Here is a 19,950-nt window from a genome sequence, read left to right on the forward strand (position 1 = left end):
TACCTTATTATACCACAGACAAATTGGTATTTCTTTTTATTATATTATTTTTTAGCAACTTCTGTGACTTTCTTTCTCATCTGTTTTGTGTTATCATGTAATTGTAATAGAAGGAAAGGAAAGAATATGTCTGCTATAGAACGAATTACCAAAGCTGCTCACTTAATCGATATGAAAGATATTATCCGCGAAGGGAACCCTACTCTTCGTGCCGTTGCCGAGGAGGTCTCTTTCCCCTTGAGCGACCAAGATATCATTCTTGGAGAAAAAATGATGCAATTTTTGAAACACTCGCAAGATCCTGTTATGGCTGAAAAATTAGGTCTACGTGGGGGTGTTGGGCTTGCTGCACCACAGCTGGATATCTCAAAACGCATCATCGCCGTACTGGTACCAAATATCACTGAGGAAGGTGAAACTCCTCAAGAAGCCTATGACTTACAAGCTGTAATGTACAATCCTAAAATCGTCTCACATTCAGTCCAAGATGCTGCCCTAGGCGAAGGGGAAGGTTGCTTATCTGTTGACCGTGCTGTTCCAGGTTATGTTATCCGCCACGCTCGAGTAACTGTCGACTATTTTGATAAAGATGGAGAAAAGCACCGCATCAAACTAAAAGGCTATAACTCTATTGTAGTTCAACACGAAATTGACCACTTAAATGGCATTATGTTCTACGATCGTATCAATGAAAAAGACCCATTTGAAGTTAAAGATGGCTTGCTCATTCTTGAATAAAGAAAATCCCGTTGCAAGACGGGATTTTGTGTTATAATGAAGATATGAAAACAAACGATATTGTCTATGGCGTTCATGCCGTCACAGAAGCTCTTTTAGCAAATACTGGAAACAAACTCTACCTTCAGGAAGATTTACGAGGAAAGAACGTGGAAAAAGTTAAGGAATTGGCTACTGAAAAGAAAGTATCCATTTCTTGGACTTCCAAAAAATCACTTTCTGAGATGACTGAAGGAGCTGTTCACCAAGGTTTTGTCTTACGCGTTTCTGAATTTGCCTACACTGAACTTGAGCAAATTATTGCTAAAACACGCCAGGAAGAAAACCCACTACTACTAATCCTTGATGGTTTAACGGACCCACATAATCTCGGTTCTATCTTAAGAACAGCGGATGCAACCAATGTTTCAGGTGTCATCATTCCCAAACATCGAGCTGTCGGTGTTACTCCTGTCGTAGCAAAAACAGCAACAGGTGCGATTGAACACGTTCCTATCGCTCGCGTGACCAATCTCAGCCAAACCTTGGACAAACTCAAAGACGAAGGATTCTGGACTTTTGGAACTGATATGAATGGAACTCCTTGCCACAAATGGAATACCAAAGGAAAGATTGCTCTCATCATCGGAAATGAAGGCAAAGGTATCTCAAGCAACATCAAGAAACAAGTAGACGAGATGATCACCATTCCTATGAATGGTCACGTACAGAGCCTCAATGCCAGTGTTGCTGCTGCCATTCTCATGTACGAAATCTTTAGAAATCGACTCTAATAAAAAGGTGAGGTTGGGACAAAAAGATCCCGACCTCACCTTTTTATTAGCAATCAAACTTTGACGCGGTGGCTGATTGAACTTTTTGTTCGTCTTTTGGACTCCAAAAAGCTCCTAATCATCCTCGCGGGGCTGGGACTACGAAATCGAGACTTTGTCTATCGATTTCTGTCCCACCGCCTTTTTAACTATGTTCAGTAATATATTTATAGGCCTCTTGACCTGCAATAGCACCATCTCCAACTGCAGTTGTAACTTGACGAAGGTCTTTCTGACGAACATCCCCAACTGCAAAGACCCCTGCAACACTTGTCTTCATGTGGTCATCTGTCACAATCCAACCTGCCTGGTCTCGAATCTGCAATTCTTGAACGAAATCACTAACAGGATCTAATCCAACATAGATGAAGACACCACCAAAGGCTTGTTCTGTCACTTGTCCTGTTTTAACATTTTCAATGACAACTGACTCTACACGGTTCTCACCCTTGATTTCTTTGATAACCGAATCCCAAATGAAGTTGATTTTTTCATTGGCAAAAGCACGATCTTGCAAGACCTTTTGGGCACGTAGTTCATCTCGACGGTGAATGATGGTTACAGACTTAGCAAATCGTGTTAAGAAGATAGCCTCTTCAACCGCGGAGTCACCTCCACCTACGACCAACAAATCTTGGCCACGGAAAAAGGCTCCATCACAAACCGCACAGTAAGAAACACCACGGCTATTGAGTTCTTCTTCACCTGGAACTCCCAATAGACGGTGCTTGGAACCAGTCGCTACGATAACTGTCCGAGTTTCATAAACTTGGTCGTCTGTTACGACTTTTTTGAATTCGCCATGATCCTCAATATTTTCAACGAAGCCATATAGATGCTCAACACCCAGATTTTCCAGAGGTTCAAACATCTTTTCAGCCAATTCTGGGCCACTGATATTGGCATAACCTGGATAGTTTTCAATGTCAGAAGTATTATTCATCTGACCTCCTGGAAGGCCTCCTTCAATCAAAGCCACTTTCAGATTACTGCGTGCTGCATACAAGGCTGCAGTCATCCCAGCAGGGCCTGCACCGATAATAATCGTATCGTACATTCTCTTTCCTTCTTTCTTGTTGTAACCATTTTTATTCTAACGGATTAAATCCTATTTTACAACTATTAAGCCTTGATAACCAACAAGATGCTCATGGTTGCAAAAGACAATACTGGAATTGTTAAAACTCCAATCATAATCATATCGTAGAGATGGGCTTGACGTGCTTTAGCAGTTTTGTCAACCCCCGACAGAGCTCTAAGTCCAATCCAGAGTCCCAAAATAATCAAGACCAGTAGAATTGTCAACACTAAACTCTCTAAATACAAAGCAAATAGCTGAACTAGCATGCTCTCTCTCATTTCTATTAATTTTAAAGAGCAAACCCAGTTGGCCTAGCCAACTGAGTCTTTCTTGTCTTCTATTATATCAAATATAGGTCCGTTTGTAACTAGCAAAGAATTCTTTTGTTCGTTCTTCTTTAGGATGATTGATAATCTCATCTGGTGTTCCAGACTCAATAATCTTTCCTTTATCCAAGAACAAAACCTTATCAGCTACCTGAGAAACAAAGGACATATCGTGACTAACCAAAATCATGGTTTGACCTGATTTAGCTGCATTAGCAATAGATCTTTCTACCTCACCAACCAATTCTGGGTCAAGGGCTGAAGTAGGTTCATCCAAGAGCAAGATAGCTGGCTTCATGGCCAAAGCACGCGCCAAAGCCACCCGTTGTTTTTGTCCACCTGATAAGTGGCGAGGATAATGCTGTTGACGATCTGAAAGACCAACCTTAGCCAACTCTTCTTTGGCAATCTTAGTTGCTTCTTCGTCGGAAAGTTTTTTAACAACTACCAAACCTTCCTTGACATTGTCTAGGGCTGTTCTACGTTCAAATAAGTTGAACTGTTGGAATACCATAGACAACTTGCGACGAAGAGTTAGGATTTCTTCTTGAGTGATTTGAGAAAAGTCGACTTTAAAGTCATCAATCTGAATGCTTCCACTATCAGGTGTTTCCAGATAATTTAGGCTACGAAGAAAGGTAGATTTACCCGCTCCTGATGAACCAATCAAAGCCACTACTTCCCCTTTTTGAATATCTAAATTCAGATGATCCAAGACGGTTTGACCTGAAAAGGATTTGCTTAAATTTGAAATCTTAATCATTAGCGAAGGTCTCCTTTCACATCTGTTTTTACATTATCTGGTGCTTCGATGGCCATTTTTCTCTCAATAAAGCGACCAAGATTTTCAATAGCGATATTTACCACCCAGTATACAAGAGCAACTGAGATGAAACGTTCGAAGTAACGGTAGTCGGCACCACCCAAAATCTGAGCTTGGGCAAAGACTTCTACAACACCCGCACTAAAGGCTAGGGAAGTACCCTTAGTCAAACCGATTAGGGAGTTAATCAAGGTTGGAGTTGCTACTACCGCTGCATTTGGAATAATCACACGACGGTAAACTTGTGCACGTGTCATTCCAAGACTACGAGCGGCTTCAATCTCTCCAGGATTGACAGAAAGAATAGCGGCACGGATAGTTTCACTAGCGTAAGCTGCTTCGTTAAAAGCAAAGGCTACAATGGCAAAAGCTGCAGCCGGAATCGCATTGATATTAAAAGCAGTCCCCCATTGTTGATTCAACGCTTTTAATGCTAGAGGAATTCCATAGTAAGTCAACATCAGCTGCACTAGGATTGGTGTCCCTTTTAAGAAACTAACAAAGAATGCTTGTAATGGATAAAGAATTCTAACGCGATTAATTTTTACAATAGCAAAAACCAAGGCCAAGATGATACCAAAAAAAGCACCAAATACTGTCAACATCAATGTTATTGGCAATTGTTGTACAATTCTTGGAATCCCATCAAAGACAGAACGAAAACTAAACAGTTTACCGTCTGGAATATACTGCATCAAGTTTTGGTACCAATCTGATGCTAAAATTGTTGTAACATTCATAGAAACATCCTCTCCTGATAATGAATCATTCTATCATACTTCTGCCTAGATTTAAAATATTTGCTACGAGCAGAAGAGACTTTGTCTACCTACTAGTTTATCATACTTTAAAAGCGTGAGGTTATATATTTTACCTATCAAGGAGATAGAAAAAAACTATTTCAAGTCTAAGTTGTCGTAGGTTTTACGATAACCAATCTGCTTGACAGCACCATTCTCCACTAATATTGGACGTTTTAATAACATACCATCACTGGCCAAGAGTTTGGCTGCTTCTTTATTTGATAAAGTTCCAACCTTATCTTTTAAACCCAGTTCACGGTATTTAATACCACTAGTATTGAAAAATTGCTTCAACTCAAATTCTGAAGTTTCAAGCCAATTTAAAATGACTTCTTCACTCGGAGTTTCTTCTACGATATGAACATCCCTATATTCTAGTCCGAGTTGATCTAATTCTTTCTTAGCTTTTTTACAGGTTGTACATTTTGGGTATTCGATAAATTCTAACATTTTCTTTTCTTTCTATTCCTTATTCTCTTGAAATACTGCACCTTCATGCTTTAAGAGCCAAGCCTTCTTGTCAATTCCTGAAGCATAGCCCGTCAGCCGATTGCCAGCTCCTAGTACACGGTGACAAGGTACGAGGATAGACCAAGGATTTCGGCCTACAGCTCCTCCGATAGCCTGAGCCGAAGCTATCTGCAAATCCTTAGCTATTTGTCCATAAGTAACTGTCTGACCAAAAGGAATTCCACGCAAGTAGTTCCAGACTCTTTTTTCAAAGTCACTACCAACAGGAGCCAAAGGTAACTGAGACAAATCTTGATTTTGTCCTTTAAAATAAGCATCTAAATAGCTAGCAATCTGATTTAAGATGGGATGACTTTTCACCTCAACTAGATTACCTAGCGACAAGCCTCGCTCAAAATGGCTCTGTGCTTCAACCCATATCCCAAACAGATAGTGATCATCTGCTACCAAAGATAAGATTCCAATCGGAGACTTGTACAGCATCTTTGCATACTTCTTAGACATTTGATTTTAATTTTTGATAGGCCAAACGTTCCCCATCTACTGGAACTTTACCGACCTGTTTAAAACCAAGCTTTTCAAAGATATGTTGCATGGCTTTGTTTTTAGCGTGCGTATCTGAACGAAAATCTAGGTAATCAAAGCCTTCAATCAAGCCTTCCAAGAAGGTCTGGGCAACACCTTGTCCTTGCACATCACTAGCGACAGCAATACGGTGAAAAACTAGATACTCTGACTCTCTTCCTTCCCAGCTTCCATCATAAATGGCTTCATAGGCTTTTTCTGGACTCTTGGTTACTGCTGCATAAGCTAAGAGCTCTCCTTCTTCCAGGGCTACATAAGCCTGACCTGAGATAATATCTTCAATAATCGTATCAGTATTTGGATAACCATTTTGCCACTGAGTGCTACCAGCTTCCGCCAAGCATTTTTTAGCTTCCTCAATCACTTGCATAATTGCATCTACTTCGTTTGGAAAGGCTAAACGAATTTCCATCTTATCTCCTCTTTTCTGACTAGTTTCTCTCATCATAGCATAATTTAAGGCTTTCTACAAGCAGTTAAAACTTGACTTTTTATTTCTATTATTTTATAATCTAGTTATTAAAACTAGATAAACAGGAGTTGGAAATGAAATCTACTTTTTCCTACCCAGAATGGGACGAAATTCCAAACATTGATCTCTATTTGGACCAGGTCCTACTTTATGTGAATAAAGTTTGTTCCCCTATTTCTCTTGCTAAAGAGAAAGGTTTAACTGCATCAATGGTGAACAACTATGTCAAACACGGATATATCACCAAACCTGAAAAGAAAAAATACCAACGCAAACAAATCGCCCGATTGATTGCTATCACAACGCTCAAGTCTGTTTTTTCAATCCAGGAAATTGCTCAAACCCTGAATAGCCTACACACAGAGGCTAACTCAGAAGAACTTTACAATGCTTTTGTAGACTATATGAATGAAGACCTAGACCCAGCCAATCCTATTATCCGAACAAGCTGCCAAACGGTCAAGCTCTATCATCAAACACTTGCACTGGTCTATAAAGAAACCGAAGAGGAGGAAACAAATGAATACTAGTTTCAAACTTAGCAAGCGCCTTAGTTTTGGAGAAGAAATAGCAAACAGTGTCACCCATGCTGTAGGGGCACTTATCATGCTGATTTTGCTCCCTATCTCATCGACATATAGTTATGAAGCTCATGGATTTTTATCATCGATTGGGGTGTCGATTTTCGTTATTAGCCTCTTTCTAATGTTCCTTTCATCGACCATTTATCATTCTATGGCTTATGGTTCCACTCATAAGTATGTCTTGCGCATTATCGACCATTCCATGATTTATGTTGCGATTGCTGGCTCTTATACTCCTGTCGTTTTGACCTTGATGAATAACTGGTTTGGTTATCTGATTATCGCCATTCAGTGGGGAACAACTATTTTTGGTATTCTTTATAAAATCTTTGCCAAAAAAGTCAATGAAAAATTTAGTCTAATTCTCTACTTAATCATGGGTTGGTTAGTTGTGGCTATCCTACCAGCAATCATCAGTCAAACAAATCCAATCTTTTGGACTCTTATGGTATCAGGTGGTCTTTGCTATACAGTTGGTGCTGGATTTTACGCTAAGAAGAAACCATACTTCCACATGATCTGGCATCTCTTCATCCTAGCAGCTTCTGCTCTCCAATACATTGCCATTGTTTATTACATGTAAAAATAGGCCGGGAAAATCCCGACCTATTTTTATTTGCACATATTGATAAAGTATTGATGCAAGCGAAGATCATTTGTCAATTCCGGATGAAAGGAGGTCACTAGCATATTCTTTTCTTGAGCGGCAACGATTTGATTGTTCACTACTGACAGAACATCGACACCCTTACCAACTTCACTAATAATAGGTCCACGGATAAAGGTCATGGGAATCTTGCCAACACCCTTGCAGTCTGCTTCTGTATAAAAGCTTCCTAGCTGACGTCCATAGGCATTACGCTCCACTACTATGTCCATAGTCGCTAGATGGCTTTCCTCTTGAGAAGTGATTTGTCTCGCTAGCAAAATCAAGCCTGCACAAGTTCCAAAGACTGGTAAACCATTGAGAATAGCCTCTCTTATAGGAATCAACATTTGCTGATCTCGCAATAGTTTTCCCATAGTTGTAGACTCACCTCCTGGCAAAATCAAACCTGATAGCTCACTTCGATGTTGCTGAAAGTCTTCTAGATTTCGCAGTTCAACACTTTCAACTCCTAGTTTTGCAAGGACTTTCTCATGCTCTACAAAGGCGCCTTGCAAGGCCGATATTCCAATTTTCATCTATTTTCCTCGCTCCGCCATGAGAATTTGGATTTCATTCTCATTGATACCAACCATAGCTTCTCCCAAGTCTTCAGAGATTTGAGCTAAAATTTGAGGATTCTGATAATTGGTAACAGCCTTGACAATTGCTGCCGCACGTTTAACAGGATCACCTGACTTGAAAATTCCTGAGCCAACAAAGACACCTTCTGCACCTAGCTGCATCATAAGAGCAGCATCTGCAGGTGTTGCAACCCCTCCAGCCGCAAAGTTAACAACTGGTAGTTTTCCATGTTCGTGAACGTATTGAACTAATTCTACAGGTACTTGGAGTTCTTTTGCAGCAACATATAACTCGTCCTCACGGAGGTTTTGAATGCGGCGGATTTCTTGATTCATCATACGCATATGACGAACTGCCTGAACGATGTCTCCTGTTCCAGGTTCCCCTTTTGTACGAATCATAGAAGCTCCTTCAGCGATACGACGTAAGGCTTCACCTAAGTCTTTAGCACCACAGACAAAAGGAACTTGAAATTCTTTCTTGTCCACATGGAAACGATCGTCAGCTGGAGATAGAACTTCGCTCTCATCGATATAGTCAATCTCGATAGCTTCTAAAATCTGAGCTTCAACAAAATGCCCAATTCGAACCTTAGCCATAACTGGAATGCTGACTGCTTCTTGGATTTCCTTAATCATCTTTGGATCACTCATGCGAGAGACACCACCCGCTGCACGAATATCAGCTGGGATTCGTTCTAAAGCCATAACTGCTGCCGCACCTGCAGCCTCAGCAATTCTTGCTTGTTCAGGGTTTTGGACATCCATGATGACACCACCTTTAAGCATCTGTGCTAAATTCTTATTTAATTCATAACGATTTTCAGTCATTTTTTTCATCCTCAATAGTTGTATTGGTAGCTACAGTTTTATTGTAAGGTATAAAAGACTGCATAACAAGATAAAATAAATCGATTTGTCCGGGTACAATTATCTCTATCACAAAAAAAGCACCCACATTGGGTACTTTTATTTCTTAGATTTTTTAATACTTTTCACAAGATAAAAGAGATATCCTGAAACCATGTAGGCAACAAAGATAGTTGCCGCCCATTTAAAGACAAAGCCCCAACCATGTTTGGTAGCATTCAAAAAGAAATAAGGGAAGGGACTATCCTTAGCATTAGGGACATCCATCTTTAGAACAAAACCGTTTAAGAGGGCAAAAATCATATAAAGCAAAGGAAGGCTAGTCCAAAGCATGGGATCAACTAACTTATATTGACGACTCTTATCAAAAATAATTGTATCTGCTAAAAACCAGAGAGGGACAATATAATGGCAAAGGAAATTTTCCAAACGGTAAAAATCTGTCGTCAAAGGAGCTAGCATGAAATGATAGATGACACAAGTAATCATAATACTCATAGTGACACCACCTTTGAGACGTAGAATCCCAGCACTCTGCCAACTATCACCGCCACTACGCATCTTTAACAAAAGATAAGCTGTAAAGATGACAACCAAAAGATTGGAAAGGACTGTATAGTAAAGCAACATCCCTAAACCACCACGTTTGGTAATTTCCAGATAAACCCCTGTAAATGCTGCGAAAAACAAGAAAGTCCGACTGAAAAAAATAAATTTATTCCAAGCAGTCATGATTAGATCTTTTTAACAAATTCTGATTTTAATTTCATAGCACCAAAACCATCAATCTTACAATCGATGTTGTGGTCACCCTCAACAATACGGATATTTTTAACACGTGTCCCTTGCTTAAGGTCTTTTGGAGCACCTTTTACCTTAAGGTCTTTGATCAAGGTTACTGTATCACCGTCAGCCAATTTATTTCCATTAGCGTCGATAGCAACAAGGCCTTCTTCAACCTCTGTTTGCTCAGCAGGATTCCATTCATAAGCACACTCTGGACAGACTAGCAAGGCTCCGTCTTCATAGACATATTCTGAATTACATTTTGGGCAATTTGGTAGATTGTTCATCTTATCTCCTTCTATTTTTATGATGGTTTGAATGTCAAATTTTCGTTAACAAAGACTATTATACCTTAAAATTAAAAATTTGACAAATTGCTAAAAAACCGACTCACCACTATCGTGGTCAATCGGTTAAAATTTCAATTAAAAATGTTTGACTGCTTCTGATTTAATTTTTTCGACAACTTCTAAAATACTTAGCCCTGTTGTGTCCAAATAGATTGCATCATCAGCCTGTTTAAGAGGAGAAGTTTCACGATGACTATCCTTATAATCACGCGCAGCAATCTCTTCTTTCAAAGTTTCCAAATCTGTTTCGATCCCTTTTGAAAGATTTTCCTTATAACGTCTTTCCGCACGTTCATCCACTGAAGCAACAAGAAAAATCTTCAATTCAGCTTGAGGTAATACAACTGTACCAATATCTCGACCATCCATGACGATTCCGCCTTGTTGGGCAATTTCTTGTTGAAGGGCTACCAATTTTTCACGAATAGCTGGAATGGCTGCAAAAGCAGATACAGCATTGGTTACTTCATTTTCACGGATTGGATTGGTAACATCAACGTCTCCAACGAAAACAAGCTGTTCTCCTGTTTCAGCACGACCAAAGCTAATCGGATATTGTTCCAATAATTCAAGAAGTCGAGAAGACTCTTCTGGACTTACTTGGTTGTTCAAAGCGATGTAAGTCGTAGCACGATACATGGCACCTGTATCTAAGTAGGTATATCCAAAGTCCTTAGCAATAATCTTGGCTACTGTACTTTTACCACTGGATGCTGGTCCATCAATAGCGATCTGAATTGTTTTCATCGTCACTCCTATCTTGTCTTAAGGACATCACCAGGATTTGCAAACCAAGTTCCTGAAGACATATGACCAGGGTTCAAGGCTTCAAGCTGAGCAATAGAAATGCCTGCTCTAGCTGCAATAGCTGCTTCACCTTCACCTGCAAGGACAGTAATGGTTCCCTCAGCATTTGTATGTTCCTCTGAACTACTTGAAGAAGTTGATCCTGCTTCAGAACTTGATGCTTCAACTGAACTACTTGATGACGTTGAAGAAACTTCCTCTACCTTAGGCGCAGAAGAATCATGAAAATCTTTCAAGGCTGCTGTACGATCACTTCCACCAGATGACAGGTAGATTAAAACAGCAATCATACCGACAACGATAACAAAGAAAATACAAGCCAAAATGGTTAGAATACGGTTGGCTACCACTCCTGTTCCCTTATTTCCTCTGCTTCTGCGTTCCGAACGACTTTCCTCGATGTCGTAAATATCTTCTTGCCATGGTTCCTTTTCCATACCTTACTCCTTGTTTTTTTTCTAATTTCTTATTACAATATAAATATGAAAATCACACTTATACCTGAACGATGCATTGCCTGTGGGCTATGCCAAACCTATTCTGATTTATTTGATTACCATGATAATGGTATTGTGCGTTTCTATGATGATCCGAATCTACTAGAGAGAGACATCCCAGCTAGTGAAGAGCTGCTAGAGGCTGTGAAACAGTGTCCCACTCGCGCGCTCATCAAAGATTAATTTGTCATCAGTGGTGTTTTGATGTTCAAATCCCACTTTCTCTAGTTTAGCATATTTTTCCAGAAAATTATAGTCTTTTGAAGGACTTATTTTTAGCAAATCTTATCATGACTCACTCTGTTCTTTTATCAGATAGAGGGGTCTTTTTTTCGTTTCCATATAAATTTTACTGATATATTTTCCAAGAATCCCAATCGTCAATAATTGGACACCACCAAGAAATAGAATGACAGCCATCAGAGAGGTCCAACCAGAAGTTGGATTGCCCAGTACGAGAGTACGGACAACTACAAACAATGTCATCACCAAAGCCAGAAAACACGACGAAAGACCAGCAACAAAGGCTAATATCAAAGGAAAATCTGAAAAATTCACAATCCCTTCAATAGAGTAGAAAAAGAGTTGTCTAAAACTCCAACTTGTCTTACCTGCCTGCCTTTCAACATTAGGGTATTCTAGATAGTGAGTATGGAAACCAACCCAAGCAAAGAGTCCTTTGGAAAAGCGATTGTATTCTGTCAATTCTAACACTGCATCCACAACTGATCTTCTCATCATCCTAAAATCACGAACCCCTAGGGGAAGAGCTACTGGGCTAATTTTTTGCATAAAACGATAAAAAAGATCGGCGCAGAAACTACGTAAAAAGGGCTCACCCTCTCGACTGGTTCTGCGTGTTCCAACGCAGTCCAAGTCTGGATTCTGATCTAGTAGTTCCTTCATCTCAAGCAAGAAGCTTGGGGGATCCTGAAGGTCTGCATCCATAACTACCACCAAATCTCCTCTAGCTTGTTGTAAACCTGCATATAAGGCTGCTTCCTTCCCAAAATTTCGCGAGAAAGAGATATAATGTACTGCAGAATTTTTCTCTCGATAAACCTTTAAAAGGTCCAAAGTCTTATCAGTCGAACCATCATCTACAAAAATGTATTCGATTTCTGTTCCCAAATCTGGAATCAGTACTTCAAGAGTTTGATAAAAAAGAGGAAGTACTTCCTCTTCGTTTAAACATGGGACTATGATTGAAATCATCATTTTAGTCTTCAAATCCATTTGGATGCTTACTTTGCCAACGCCATGCATCTTCACACATTTCTGTAATACCAAGTCCCGCTTCCCATCCAAGTTCTTCCTTAGCTTTGGCTGGGTCTGAGTAACATTCTGCAATATCACCAGGACGGCGCTCCACAATACGATAAGGAATCGGGCGTCCGACTGCTTTTTCCATATTTTGGATAATTTCAAGGACAGAATAGCCTTTCCCTGTACCAAGGTTGTAAATGTTTAGTCCTGAACCTTTTTGAAGCTTCTTAAGGGCCGCAACGTGCCCTTTTGCTAAGTCAACGACGTGGATATAGTCACGAACACCTGTTCCATCTTCTGTATCGTAGTCATCTCCAAAGACCTGAACTTGTTCCAACTTACCAACTGCGACTTGTGTAACATATGGAAGAAGGTTATTTGGAATACCGTTTGGATTTTCACCCAAATCACCGCTCTTATGCGCTCCGATTGGGTTGAAGTAGCGAAGTAAAACAACGTTCCATTCTGAATCGGCTTTATAGATATCCGTCAAGATTTCTTCAAGCATCAACTTAGTACGACCATAAGGGTTAGTAGCAGAAAGAGGGAAATCTTCGAGGATTGGAACAGTATGCGGATCTCCATAAACTGTTGCTGAAGAGCTGAAGATGATATTCTTACAGTTTGTCTCTTCCATAACTTTCAAGAGACTGACAGTTCCAGCAATATTGTTATCATAGTAGGCAAGTGGGATACGTGTAGATTCCCCTACAGCTTTCAAACCAGCAAAATGAATCACACCTGTTGGTTCTTCATGTTTGAAAATATCACGAAGTGTATCTGTGTCACGAATATCTGCTTCGTAGAAAGGAATTTCTACCCCAGTGATTCTTTCGACTACTTCAAGACTTTTACGACTACTGTTTACCAAATTATCGACAACAACAACTTGGTGTCCTGCTTGGACCAGTTCGATGACGGTGTGAGTTCCGATAAAACCAGCTCCACCCGTTACCAGAATTTTTTCTTGCATTTTATTTCCTCAATTCTTGGATTATTTTTTTCATTTTACCATTTTTGATAGGGAAAGTCATTTACTTTCCTAACACTATCGTAAAATCTAAGTAAAAGATTTACTATTGTTTCTTTTTAATGTATCTTTCAGTTGGATAATCTGCTGGATCCAATACTCCACTTCTTCCTTGAAGCATTTGAGCTAGGTGATAACCGATAATAGGACCAGTCGTTAACCCTGAAGATCCTAGACCACTTGCTGTATAGACTCCTGATAAGTTTGGAACCTGTCCGAAAAATGGAGAGAAATCACTTGTATAAGCACGAATCCCCACACGTTCACCAGATGAAATTGCCTCAGCCAGGGCTGGATAAAATGGACTCGCCGCCACAACCATTTGATCGAGCAAGGTTTCATCCACTGTCAAGTCAAATCCCATGTCATTCTCATGGGTAGCTCCTAGAGATAACTTACCTCCAGGAAATGGTATCAAATCCCACTCACCTTCCGGCATGACAACAGAATAGCTTGCCATGTCTAAATCAACCTGATAATCTCTAAGTTGACCTTTTTGAGGACGAACATCCACCTCATAGCCTAAAGGCTCCAAAATGTGTCCAAGCCAAGCTCCCGTAGATAAAATTACTTGATCAAACATTTGATTGTCTATCTGATAGCCTGATAATAAAGGAGTTAGACTAACCTCTTTCTTTACGACCTTAACCTGACTGGCCTCCAGTAAACGACCCACTAGGAGTTGCCCATCTACTCGAGCTCCTCCAGAAGCATAGAGCAATCTCTCAAATCCCTTTAGACCAGGGAATAGGCTGCTTGCAGCAGCTTGGTCCAAAATGGCTAATTCGCCAATTAAGGGAGATTCATCTCTACGTTGCAAGGCTAAATCATAAAGTTCCTCGAGCTTGGAATCATCTTTTTTGAGAAGGAAGACTCCTGAGCGCTGGTAGAAATCAACCTTTTGACCAGTTTTTTCTAAATCAGCTAATAAATCTACATAAAAGTCTGCTCCTAGGCGAGCCATCTTGTACCAAGCTTTGTTACGTCGTTTAGAGAACCAAGGACTGATGATTCCTGCAGCTGCCTTGGTCGCTTGTCCGTATCCATGATCAAAGACAGTTACTTCGATATCTGCTTCTTTAGAGAGATAGTAGGCAGCTGTTGCCCCTACAATTCCTGCTCCTACAATGGCAACTTTTTTCATTGTCTTTACCTTCTAACTAGATATGATGGAATGGATTGGTAGAAGCCTGACTTGCGACAACTTCTAGCGACCAAGCATTCTCTTCCTTCCATTCATTCAGAAACGTTGCAATTCTTTCAACAAAGAGAACCTCAATATAGTGGCCTGGGTCCAGAGCCAACAAGCCGTCTGACAACATATCTTGGGCAGTGTGGTAATAGATGTCACCAGTAATGTAAAGATCTGCTCCTTTTGCTAAAGCATCAGAGTAGAAAGACTGCCCACTGCCGCCACAAATGGCCACTCTTGAAATGGTCTTTTGCAAATCACTCTCATGATAATACACCATACGAAGGCTATCTAGATCAAAGACTTCCTTAACATGATTTGCAAATTCCTTAAATGTTTGAGGTCTAATCGTTCCAATACGGCCAATTCCACGTTCAGAACCTGTTTCTTGCAGATAAGTTGTATCCTCAATACCCAATAGTTGGCAGAACCAATCATTGAGACCATTTTCAACAATATCAATATTAGTATGACTGACATAGACTGCGATATCATGCTTGATGAGATTGATATAAATTTGATTTTGAGGACGACTAGCTACCAAGTCCTTAATCGGACGAAAGATAGGTGCGTGCTTAACGATAATCAGATCAACACCCTTGTCAATAGCTTCAGCGACTGTCTCTTCACGAATATCAAGGGCAACCATGACTTTTTTAATTTCCTTGTCTAGGGTGCCAATTTGCAAACCACGACTATCACCTTCCATAGAAAATTCTTGTGGGCAATAGGCTTCATAACGCTTAATCACTTCACTTGCTTTCATGGAGCACCTCCTTGATGGCTTGAATTTTATCTGCTAGAACCTGACGTTCTTCTTGATTTTTTTCTGGAATTTGACTAAGGGCAAACTCAAGCTTAGCAGCTTCTTTTTGCCATTTTTGGATGAAGACTGGACTGACTTCTTTGGACAAAAAAGGACCAAAGCGGACATCGCTCGCTGATAACTTCATTTGTCCAGCTTCCACCACCAAAATCTCGTAAAATTTCCCAGCTTCTTCTAGGATACTTTCTGACATAATTTGAAAACCGTGCTCTTGTAACCAAGAGCGCAACTCATCTTCACGATTATTGGGTTGAAGAATCAAACACTCAACATTGGCTAGTTTGTCCAAACCATCTTCTAATATCGTAGCAATCAAACGACCACCCATTCCAGCAATAGTGATGACAGAGACTTGGTCAGCCTCTTCAAAAGCTGCCAGGCCATTGGCTAAACGAACCTGAATTTTCTCAGTCAAACCATGACTCTCAACATTTTTGACTGCAGATTGATAGGGACCTACCACTACCTCTCCTGCAATGGCACGCTCAATGTGACCTTTTTCAACTAGTTCAATCGGTAAATAAGCATGGTCGCTTCCGACGTCCAGTAAAACAGCTCCTTGGGGAACAAAAGAAGCTACCGTTTCTAATCTCTTCGAAATCATTTTCTCTCACTTTCCAAAAGTCTATTTCCCTTTATTATACCATATTTTGTCTAGCAATTCTGTACCTAAAAAAGACCGCAATCAAGGATTGCAGCCTTTCTTTATTTTTTTGCTTGATAACGACTTGTCAGGATGAAAATGACAGCAAATATGACCATCATAATGCCATAGACAGGTAATGTTTGTCCTGTAAGTGTTGAAATTTCAAGCAATTTTTGAATTCTTGGAAATAGAGCTGTTCCAAGGAAGCCACCAACTGACCAAATAATCAAGAGAACACGCCACAGACTAAATGGCAAACAAGCTCTAACTACAGACATGAAACCAATCGATGCCAATAGATAATACAAAAGTGTCGAAATTTCAATTGCCGACCAACCTTGACTGGTTCCAAAAATTTTAATAAATAGAACGCTAAAGACTACCATCAAGGCACTTGGTAGTGCACGGAGCATGGATTTTCTGAGGAAGTTTTGTTCTACTGGTTTAATATTTCGCTCAAAGGTCAATACGAACGGTGGGAAGCCTTCCACGAACTGGTCAATCATGGTAATCTGAATCGGAATGAATGGGAAAATTAAAATCCATTCAGTACGTCCCAACAAAGCACTCGCAATACAGATGACTGCAAGCAGGAAGGAATAGATTGTCTTAATCAAGAAAATTGGAGCAATGTGGGCAATGTTATTGACCACACGACGACCTTCAAAGAGAATCTCAGGAACATCATTAAAGTCTGAGTTCAAGAGGACCAGATTTGCAATCTGACGAGTCGCTGGATCTCCTTCAGCCATCACGATGGAACAATCTGCCTCACGGAGGGCAAGGATATCATTGACACCATCTCCTGTCATTGCAGTCGTATGACCTGCTTTTTTCAACGTTTGGATGATCAGTTTCTTTTGATGAGGAGAGACACGTCCGAAAATCGCTGTCTCCTCAGCCATGGCAACCAACTCTTCATCAGTAATTTTCGAGCAATCTACGTAGCTGTGGTAATCTGCAAAACCAGCTTTTTGAGCAATACTTGAAACCGTAACTGGATTATCACCAGAGATAATTTTCAGCCCCACTTCCTGAGAACGAAGATAGTCTAGAGTTTCAGCTGCCCCTTCTCGGATTGGATCTAGAATTTCAAGCAAAGCTAAGGCTTGAATATCAGATGGCTTTTGTGGCTTGTGGTGATCAAGTTTTTCTTGACTGAGGGCCAGAACTAAGACACGAGATCCTCGTTCAAGAGCTTCTCTAGCCTCATGAACTTCAGCATCCAACAACATCTCCGGTGCACCTAGGAAAACAGTTCCGAGACCTTCCAACTCCATTGCTCCCCATTTACGATCGCTAGAAAATGGAAGACTAGAAATCATCGGATAAGCTACTTGACCTTGAAAACGTTGACGGATAGCTTGAGCTGTAGGATTTTTATCCTCACTGTTTGCCATATAGCTGGTTAGTATGTCGGCAATAGCATCCTTGTCATAAGTCTGGGTCAGAGGAAGGACAGTCTCAACCTGCATCTTCCCTTGGGTGATGGTACCTGTCTTATCCAAGCAGAGCATATCCACGCGCGCTAGGGTTTCAACAGAGTACATCTCCTGCACCAAGACCTTTTTCAACCCAAGCTTGATAACAGCAGTTAAGAGAGAGGTAATGGTTAAGAGGGCAATCCCCTTAGGCAACATTCCCAAAAGAGCCGTAGATGAATTCACTACAGAAGACTTCAGTGGTAAACCTTTTAAGACCAAAGCTTCAAGCAAAAGAGCAATTCCAAATGGAATGATGATTTTACCCGTAAAACCTGCTAGCTGGTCTAGCGATTTCATGATACGTGAGTTGATGGGTTTAACTGTCTTAGCTTCAAGCATGAGTTTGGCTGCATAGTTATCTGCTCCTACATGATGAACTTGAGCAAAGACAGAACCACTGGCAAGAAAACTACCTGACAACATTAAGTCTTCTACTTCTTTTTGCACCAAGTCGCTCTCGCCCGTTAACATGGCTTCATTGACTTCTGCAAAACCTTCTAATACAATCGCATCACTTGGAATTTGATCCCCTGCAGACAAGCGAATCACATCATCCAAAACAAGCTCTTCAGGGTCTAAAGCAATTTCTTGTCCATCACGGATAGTGGTAATCTTTTCTTTATTCAGGAGATTGAGTTTATCAACCATATGCTTGGCACGTAGCTCGGTTACAATTCCTGAAAAAGCATTAAAACAGATAACCGCAAAGAAAACCAGGTTGCTCCAGGCTTGAACAAAAGCGAGCGCTAATGCAATAGCAAAGTTTAAAGCATTGAAGAGAGTAAAGACATTTCGTTTTACAATCTGCCAAGTACTGGTACTAGCTGATGCTTTGAAATCATTGACCTGTCCCTGTTTCTGACGTTCTTTAACTTCTGATTGGCTTAAGCCTATAATTTTATTTTTATCCATAAGTTCTATCATATCATTTTTTTAAAAATAATTCTAATTTCATATGAAGAGCAATTCCGCCTAAACAAAAAAACATTTGCTTGTCCTAGTATGATAAGGTATAATAAAAGAAAGAAAATTGAAGGAGATACCATGTTTTATACTTATCTTCGTGGGCTGGTTATGTTGATTCTTTGGTCTATCAACGGTAATGCTCATTATCATAATACGGATAAAATTCCGAGTCAAGATGAAAACTATATTCTAGTTGCGCCCCATCGTACCTGGTGGGATCCAGTTTATATGGCCTTTGCGACCAAACCGAAGCAATTTGTATTTATGGCTAAAAAGGAACTCTTTACCAACCGTATCTTTGGCTGGTGGATTCGCATGTGCGGTGCCTTTCCAATCGATCGTGAAAATCCTAGCGCTTCGGCTATCAAATACCCTATCAATGTTCTTAAAAAGAGCGACCGCTCTCTCATCATGTTCCCAAGTGGCAGTCGTCATTCCAACGATGTTAAAGGTGGTGTTGCTCTGATTGCTAAAATGGCCAAGGTTCGCATCATGCCAGTTACTTACACTGGTCCAATGACCTTAAAAGGACTCATCAGTTGTGAACGTGTCGATATGAACTTCGGAAATCCTATCGATATCTCGGACATTAAGAAGATGAATGATGAAGGAATTGAGATGGTTGCTGAACGTATCCAATCTGAATTCCAACGTTTAGATGAGGAAACGAAACAATGGCACAATGATAAGAAACCAAATCCACTTTGGTGGTTTATCCGTATCCCTGCCCTTATTCTAGCTATTATCGTAGCTGTTATCACCATCATTTTTAGCTTTATCGCAAGCTTTATCTGGAATCCAGACAAAATAAAAGAAAAATTAGGCTAAAGGAAACAGTGGCTTAGGAGCTATCTCCTTAAGCCTTTTTTTGAGCGGAAATCCGATTATTTTTTAAAGAAAATAACGTATTGACAAAGATTTGAAACTATAGTATACTTTTTAAGTAAGCTGATTTAGCTCAGTAGGCAGAGCGCATCCATGGTAAGGATGAGGTCGCCGGTTCGATCCCGGCAATTAGCATTGTTGATCAGTTCCTTAATAGGGAGCTGATTTTTTCTTGACATTTTATGGACCTTATAGTAGAATAGACAATGCGATGAGTCGATATGTAGCGAGAGCTACTATTGAGCATAGGAGGTCATAACGCAGGAGCGGACCTTGAGAAATTGTGTGAACCGATTTCTCACATGGAGATGCCTCTCAGGCTTTCTGGTTTTTCCAGAGAGCTTTTTTATTTTCCTAAACACTACTAAACCCTATCTTTTAGCAATCCTTTCTGCACAAACAGTAATAAGCTCAAGCCTC

The 19,950-nt window shown here is 40.3% G+C and carries 25 protein-coding genes and 1 tRNA gene; 7 read left to right on the forward strand and 19 right to left on the reverse strand.

The window, feature by feature from the left end:
- Positions 1–126 precede the first annotated feature (126 nt).
- Together def and rlmB are read left to right on the forward strand one after the other, a co-directional pair.
- Positions 127–738, forward strand: coding sequence for a peptide deformylase (def, locus tag QM406_RS05470; protein WP_001272935.1), 612 nt, complete (start codon positions 127–129; stop codon positions 736–738).
- A gap of 44 nt (positions 739–782) precedes the next feature.
- Complete coding sequence (gene rlmB / locus QM406_RS05475; RefSeq protein ID WP_414273653.1) at positions 783–1,511, forward strand: 23S rRNA (guanosine(2251)-2'-O)-methyltransferase RlmB; 729 nt, start codon at positions 783–785, stop codon at positions 1,509–1,511.
- A gap of 184 nt (positions 1,512–1,695) precedes the next feature.
- Here rlmB and trxB read toward each other — a convergent pair whose 3' ends face one another.
- The 7 genes from trxB to QM406_RS05510 form a co-directional block, all read right to left on the reverse strand.
- The gene (gene trxB, locus QM406_RS05480; protein ID WP_414273654.1) at positions 1,696–2,607 is read right to left on the reverse strand and encodes a thioredoxin-disulfide reductase; all 912 of its coding nucleotides are present in this window, start codon (positions 2,605–2,607) and stop codon (positions 1,696–1,698) included.
- Positions 2,608–2,672: 65 nt separating this feature from the next.
- A complete protein-coding gene (locus tag QM406_RS05485) occupies positions 2,673–2,897 on the reverse strand; it encodes a DUF4059 family protein (protein ID WP_414273655.1) in 225 nt (74 codons plus the stop codon).
- A 79-nt stretch (positions 2,898–2,976) separates the two neighbouring features.
- Positions 2,977–3,720 (reverse strand): amino acid ABC transporter ATP-binding protein, encoded by a 744-nt coding sequence (locus QM406_RS05490; protein ID WP_311522753.1) that lies wholly within the window; start codon positions 3,718–3,720, stop codon positions 2,977–2,979.
- A complete protein-coding gene (locus QM406_RS05495; protein ID WP_414273656.1) occupies positions 3,720–4,520 on the reverse strand; it encodes an amino acid ABC transporter permease in 801 nt (266 codons plus the stop codon). The genes QM406_RS05490 and QM406_RS05495 overlap by 1 nt, the downstream gene beginning before the upstream one ends.
- 156 nt (positions 4,521–4,676) lie before the next feature.
- Positions 4,677–5,033 (reverse strand): Spx/MgsR family RNA polymerase-binding regulatory protein, encoded by a 357-nt coding sequence (locus QM406_RS05500; protein WP_311522755.1) that lies wholly within the window; start codon positions 5,031–5,033, stop codon positions 4,677–4,679.
- Positions 5,034–5,045: 12 nt separating this feature from the next.
- Positions 5,046–5,537, reverse strand: a complete 492-nt coding sequence (locus QM406_RS05505; RefSeq protein WP_414273657.1) for a methylated-DNA--[protein]-cysteine S-methyltransferase — start codon at positions 5,535–5,537, stop codon at positions 5,046–5,048.
- 13 nt (positions 5,538–5,550) lie between these two features.
- Entirely contained in the window at positions 5,551–6,051 is a 501-nt protein-coding gene (locus tag QM406_RS05510; protein WP_414273658.1) for an N-acetyltransferase family protein, read from the reverse strand.
- Between the two features lie 134 nt (positions 6,052–6,185).
- On the opposite strand from QM406_RS05510, the gene QM406_RS05515 reads away from it, so the two are divergent.
- Both QM406_RS05515 and trhA read left to right on the forward strand, forming a co-directional pair.
- Entirely contained in the window at positions 6,186–6,641 is a 456-nt protein-coding gene (locus QM406_RS05515) for a DUF1836 domain-containing protein (protein ID WP_311522758.1), read from the forward strand.
- Positions 6,631–7,278: a PAQR family membrane homeostasis protein TrhA gene (trhA, locus tag QM406_RS05520; protein ID WP_001097751.1), complete on the forward strand. Its 648-nt coding sequence runs from the start codon at positions 6,631–6,633 to the stop codon at positions 7,276–7,278. The genes QM406_RS05515 and trhA overlap by 11 nt, the downstream gene beginning before the upstream one ends.
- Before the next feature lie 29 nt (positions 7,279–7,307).
- Here trhA and pdxT read toward each other — a convergent pair whose 3' ends face one another.
- The 6 genes from pdxT to QM406_RS05550 form a co-directional block, all read right to left on the reverse strand.
- Positions 7,308–7,880: a pyridoxal 5'-phosphate synthase glutaminase subunit PdxT gene (pdxT, locus tag QM406_RS05525; protein WP_153224914.1), complete on the reverse strand. Its 573-nt coding sequence runs from the start codon at positions 7,878–7,880 to the stop codon at positions 7,308–7,310.
- The gene (gene pdxS, locus QM406_RS05530; RefSeq protein WP_006153788.1) at positions 7,881–8,756 is read right to left on the reverse strand and encodes a pyridoxal 5'-phosphate synthase lyase subunit PdxS; all 876 of its coding nucleotides are present in this window, start codon (positions 8,754–8,756) and stop codon (positions 7,881–7,883) included.
- Positions 8,757–8,894: 138 nt separating this feature from the next.
- A complete protein-coding gene (locus tag QM406_RS05535) occupies positions 8,895–9,527 on the reverse strand; it encodes a Pr6Pr family membrane protein (RefSeq protein WP_414273659.1) in 633 nt (210 codons plus the stop codon).
- A 2-nt stretch (positions 9,528–9,529) separates the two neighbouring features.
- Positions 9,530–9,868 carry a zinc ribbon domain-containing protein YjdM gene (locus tag QM406_RS05540; RefSeq protein ID WP_311522761.1) on the reverse strand — a complete coding sequence of 113 codons (339 nt, stop codon included), beginning with the start codon at positions 9,866–9,868 and terminating at the stop codon, positions 9,530–9,532.
- A 138-nt stretch (positions 9,869–10,006) separates the two neighbouring features.
- Entirely contained in the window at positions 10,007–10,678 is a 672-nt protein-coding gene (cmk, locus tag QM406_RS05545; protein WP_075231790.1) for a (d)CMP kinase, read from the reverse strand.
- 8 nt (positions 10,679–10,686) lie between these two features.
- Complete coding sequence (locus QM406_RS05550; RefSeq protein ID WP_075231789.1) at positions 10,687–11,175, reverse strand: SAG1386/EF1546 family surface-associated protein; 489 nt, start codon at positions 11,173–11,175, stop codon at positions 10,687–10,689.
- Between the two features lie 45 nt (positions 11,176–11,220).
- Between QM406_RS05550 and QM406_RS05555 the strand changes: the two genes are divergently transcribed.
- On the forward strand, positions 11,221–11,418 hold the full coding sequence (locus QM406_RS05555) for a ferredoxin (protein WP_075230460.1): 198 nt from the start codon (positions 11,221–11,223) through the stop codon (positions 11,416–11,418).
- Positions 11,419–11,523: 105 nt separating this feature from the next.
- Here the strand turns inward: QM406_RS05555 and QM406_RS05560 are convergent, their stop codons facing one another.
- From QM406_RS05560 to QM406_RS05585, 6 genes are all read right to left on the reverse strand, one after another.
- A complete protein-coding gene (locus QM406_RS05560) occupies positions 11,524–12,471 on the reverse strand; it encodes a glycosyltransferase family 2 protein (protein ID WP_414273660.1) in 948 nt (315 codons plus the stop codon).
- The gene (gene galE / locus QM406_RS05565; protein ID WP_153224919.1) at positions 12,455–13,474 is read right to left on the reverse strand and encodes a UDP-glucose 4-epimerase GalE; all 1,020 of its coding nucleotides are present in this window, start codon (positions 13,472–13,474) and stop codon (positions 12,455–12,457) included. The genes QM406_RS05560 and galE overlap by 17 nt, the downstream gene beginning before the upstream one ends.
- 103 nt (positions 13,475–13,577) lie before the next feature.
- The gene (locus QM406_RS05570) at positions 13,578–14,675 is read right to left on the reverse strand and encodes an NAD(P)/FAD-dependent oxidoreductase (protein WP_153224920.1); all 1,098 of its coding nucleotides are present in this window, start codon (positions 14,673–14,675) and stop codon (positions 13,578–13,580) included.
- Between the two features lie 16 nt (positions 14,676–14,691).
- A complete protein-coding gene (locus QM406_RS05575) occupies positions 14,692–15,489 on the reverse strand; it encodes a Nif3-like dinuclear metal center hexameric protein (RefSeq protein WP_371559090.1) in 798 nt (265 codons plus the stop codon).
- A complete protein-coding gene (locus QM406_RS05580) occupies positions 15,476–16,153 on the reverse strand; it encodes a tRNA (adenine(22)-N(1))-methyltransferase (protein WP_371559091.1) in 678 nt (225 codons plus the stop codon). Before QM406_RS05580 ends, QM406_RS05575 begins: the two co-directional genes overlap by 14 nt.
- A gap of 101 nt (positions 16,154–16,254) precedes the next feature.
- Positions 16,255–18,591, reverse strand: a complete 2,337-nt coding sequence (locus QM406_RS05585) for a cation-translocating P-type ATPase (RefSeq protein WP_371607429.1) — start codon at positions 18,589–18,591, stop codon at positions 16,255–16,257.
- A gap of 132 nt (positions 18,592–18,723) precedes the next feature.
- Between QM406_RS05585 and QM406_RS05590 the strand changes: the two genes are divergently transcribed.
- Together QM406_RS05590 and QM406_RS05595 are read left to right on the forward strand one after the other, a co-directional pair.
- Positions 18,724–19,473: a lysophospholipid acyltransferase family protein gene (locus QM406_RS05590; protein ID WP_414273661.1), complete on the forward strand. Its 750-nt coding sequence runs from the start codon at positions 18,724–18,726 to the stop codon at positions 19,471–19,473.
- Between the two features lie 119 nt (positions 19,474–19,592).
- A tRNA-Thr gene (locus tag QM406_RS05595) sits at positions 19,593–19,665 on the forward strand.
- The last annotated feature ends 285 nt before the right edge of the window (positions 19,666–19,950 follow it).

Source organism: Streptococcus infantis, from assembly GCF_047465035.1.
GTDB classification, from domain to species: domain Bacteria; phylum Bacillota; class Bacilli; order Lactobacillales; family Streptococcaceae; genus Streptococcus; species Streptococcus infantis_T.

Coding starts and splice junctions, on each gene's coding strand:
- QM406_RS05550 (WP_075231789.1), bottom strand. CDS start 11,175: ATGGAAAAGGAACCATGGCAAGAAGATATTTACGACATCGAGGAAAGT.
- QM406_RS05585 (WP_371607429.1), bottom strand. CDS start 18,591: ATGGATAAAAATAAAATTATAGGCTTAAGCCAATCAGAAGTTAAAGAA.
- QM406_RS05590 (WP_414273661.1), top strand. CDS start 18,724: ATGTTTTATACTTATCTTCGTGGGCTGGTTATGTTGATTCTTTGGTCT.
- rlmB (WP_414273653.1), top strand. CDS start 783: ATGAAAACAAACGATATTGTCTATGGCGTTCATGCCGTCACAGAAGCT.
- QM406_RS05485 (WP_414273655.1), bottom strand. CDS start 2,897: ATGCTAGTTCAGCTATTTGCTTTGTATTTAGAGAGTTTAGTGTTGACA.
- trxB (WP_414273654.1), bottom strand. CDS start 2,607: ATGTACGATACGATTATTATCGGTGCAGGCCCTGCTGGGATGACTGCA.
- trhA (WP_001097751.1), top strand. CDS start 6,631: ATGAATACTAGTTTCAAACTTAGCAAGCGCCTTAGTTTTGGAGAAGAA.
- galE (WP_153224919.1), bottom strand. CDS start 13,474: ATGCAAGAAAAAATTCTGGTAACGGGTGGAGCTGGTTTTATCGGAACT.
- cmk (WP_075231790.1), bottom strand. CDS start 10,678: ATGAAAACAATTCAGATCGCTATTGATGGACCAGCATCCAGTGGTAAA.
- QM406_RS05555 (WP_075230460.1), top strand. CDS start 11,221: ATGAAAATCACACTTATACCTGAACGATGCATTGCCTGTGGGCTATGC.
- def (WP_001272935.1), top strand. CDS start 127: ATGTCTGCTATAGAACGAATTACCAAAGCTGCTCACTTAATCGATATG.
- QM406_RS05570 (WP_153224920.1), bottom strand. CDS start 14,675: ATGAAAAAAGTTGCCATTGTAGGAGCAGGAATTGTAGGGGCAACAGCT.
- QM406_RS05540 (WP_311522761.1), bottom strand. CDS start 9,868: ATGAACAATCTACCAAATTGCCCAAAATGTAATTCAGAATATGTCTAT.
- QM406_RS05495 (WP_414273656.1), bottom strand. CDS start 4,520: ATGAATGTTACAACAATTTTAGCATCAGATTGGTACCAAAACTTGATG.
- QM406_RS05580 (WP_371559091.1), bottom strand. CDS start 16,153: ATGATTTCGAAGAGATTAGAAACGGTAGCTTCTTTTGTTCCCCAAGGA.
- QM406_RS05575 (WP_371559090.1), bottom strand. CDS start 15,489: ATGAAAGCAAGTGAAGTGATTAAGCGTTATGAAGCCTATTGCCCACAA.
- QM406_RS05560 (WP_414273660.1), bottom strand. CDS start 12,471: ATGGATTTGAAGACTAAAATGATGATTTCAATCATAGTCCCATGTTTA.
- QM406_RS05510 (WP_414273658.1), bottom strand. CDS start 6,051: ATGGAAATTCGTTTAGCCTTTCCAAACGAAGTAGATGCAATTATGCAA.
- pdxT (WP_153224914.1), bottom strand. CDS start 7,880: ATGAAAATTGGAATATCGGCCTTGCAAGGCGCCTTTGTAGAGCATGAG.
- QM406_RS05490 (WP_311522753.1), bottom strand. CDS start 3,720: ATGATTAAGATTTCAAATTTAAGCAAATCCTTTTCAGGTCAAACCGTC.
- QM406_RS05500 (WP_311522755.1), bottom strand. CDS start 5,033: ATGTTAGAATTTATCGAATACCCAAAATGTACAACCTGTAAAAAAGCT.
- pdxS (WP_006153788.1), bottom strand. CDS start 8,756: ATGACTGAAAATCGTTATGAATTAAATAAGAATTTAGCACAGATGCTT.
- QM406_RS05505 (WP_414273657.1), bottom strand. CDS start 5,537: ATGCTGTACAAGTCTCCGATTGGAATCTTATCTTTGGTAGCAGATGAT.
- QM406_RS05535 (WP_414273659.1), bottom strand. CDS start 9,527: ATGACTGCTTGGAATAAATTTATTTTTTTCAGTCGGACTTTCTTGTTT.
- QM406_RS05515 (WP_311522758.1), top strand. CDS start 6,186: ATGAAATCTACTTTTTCCTACCCAGAATGGGACGAAATTCCAAACATT.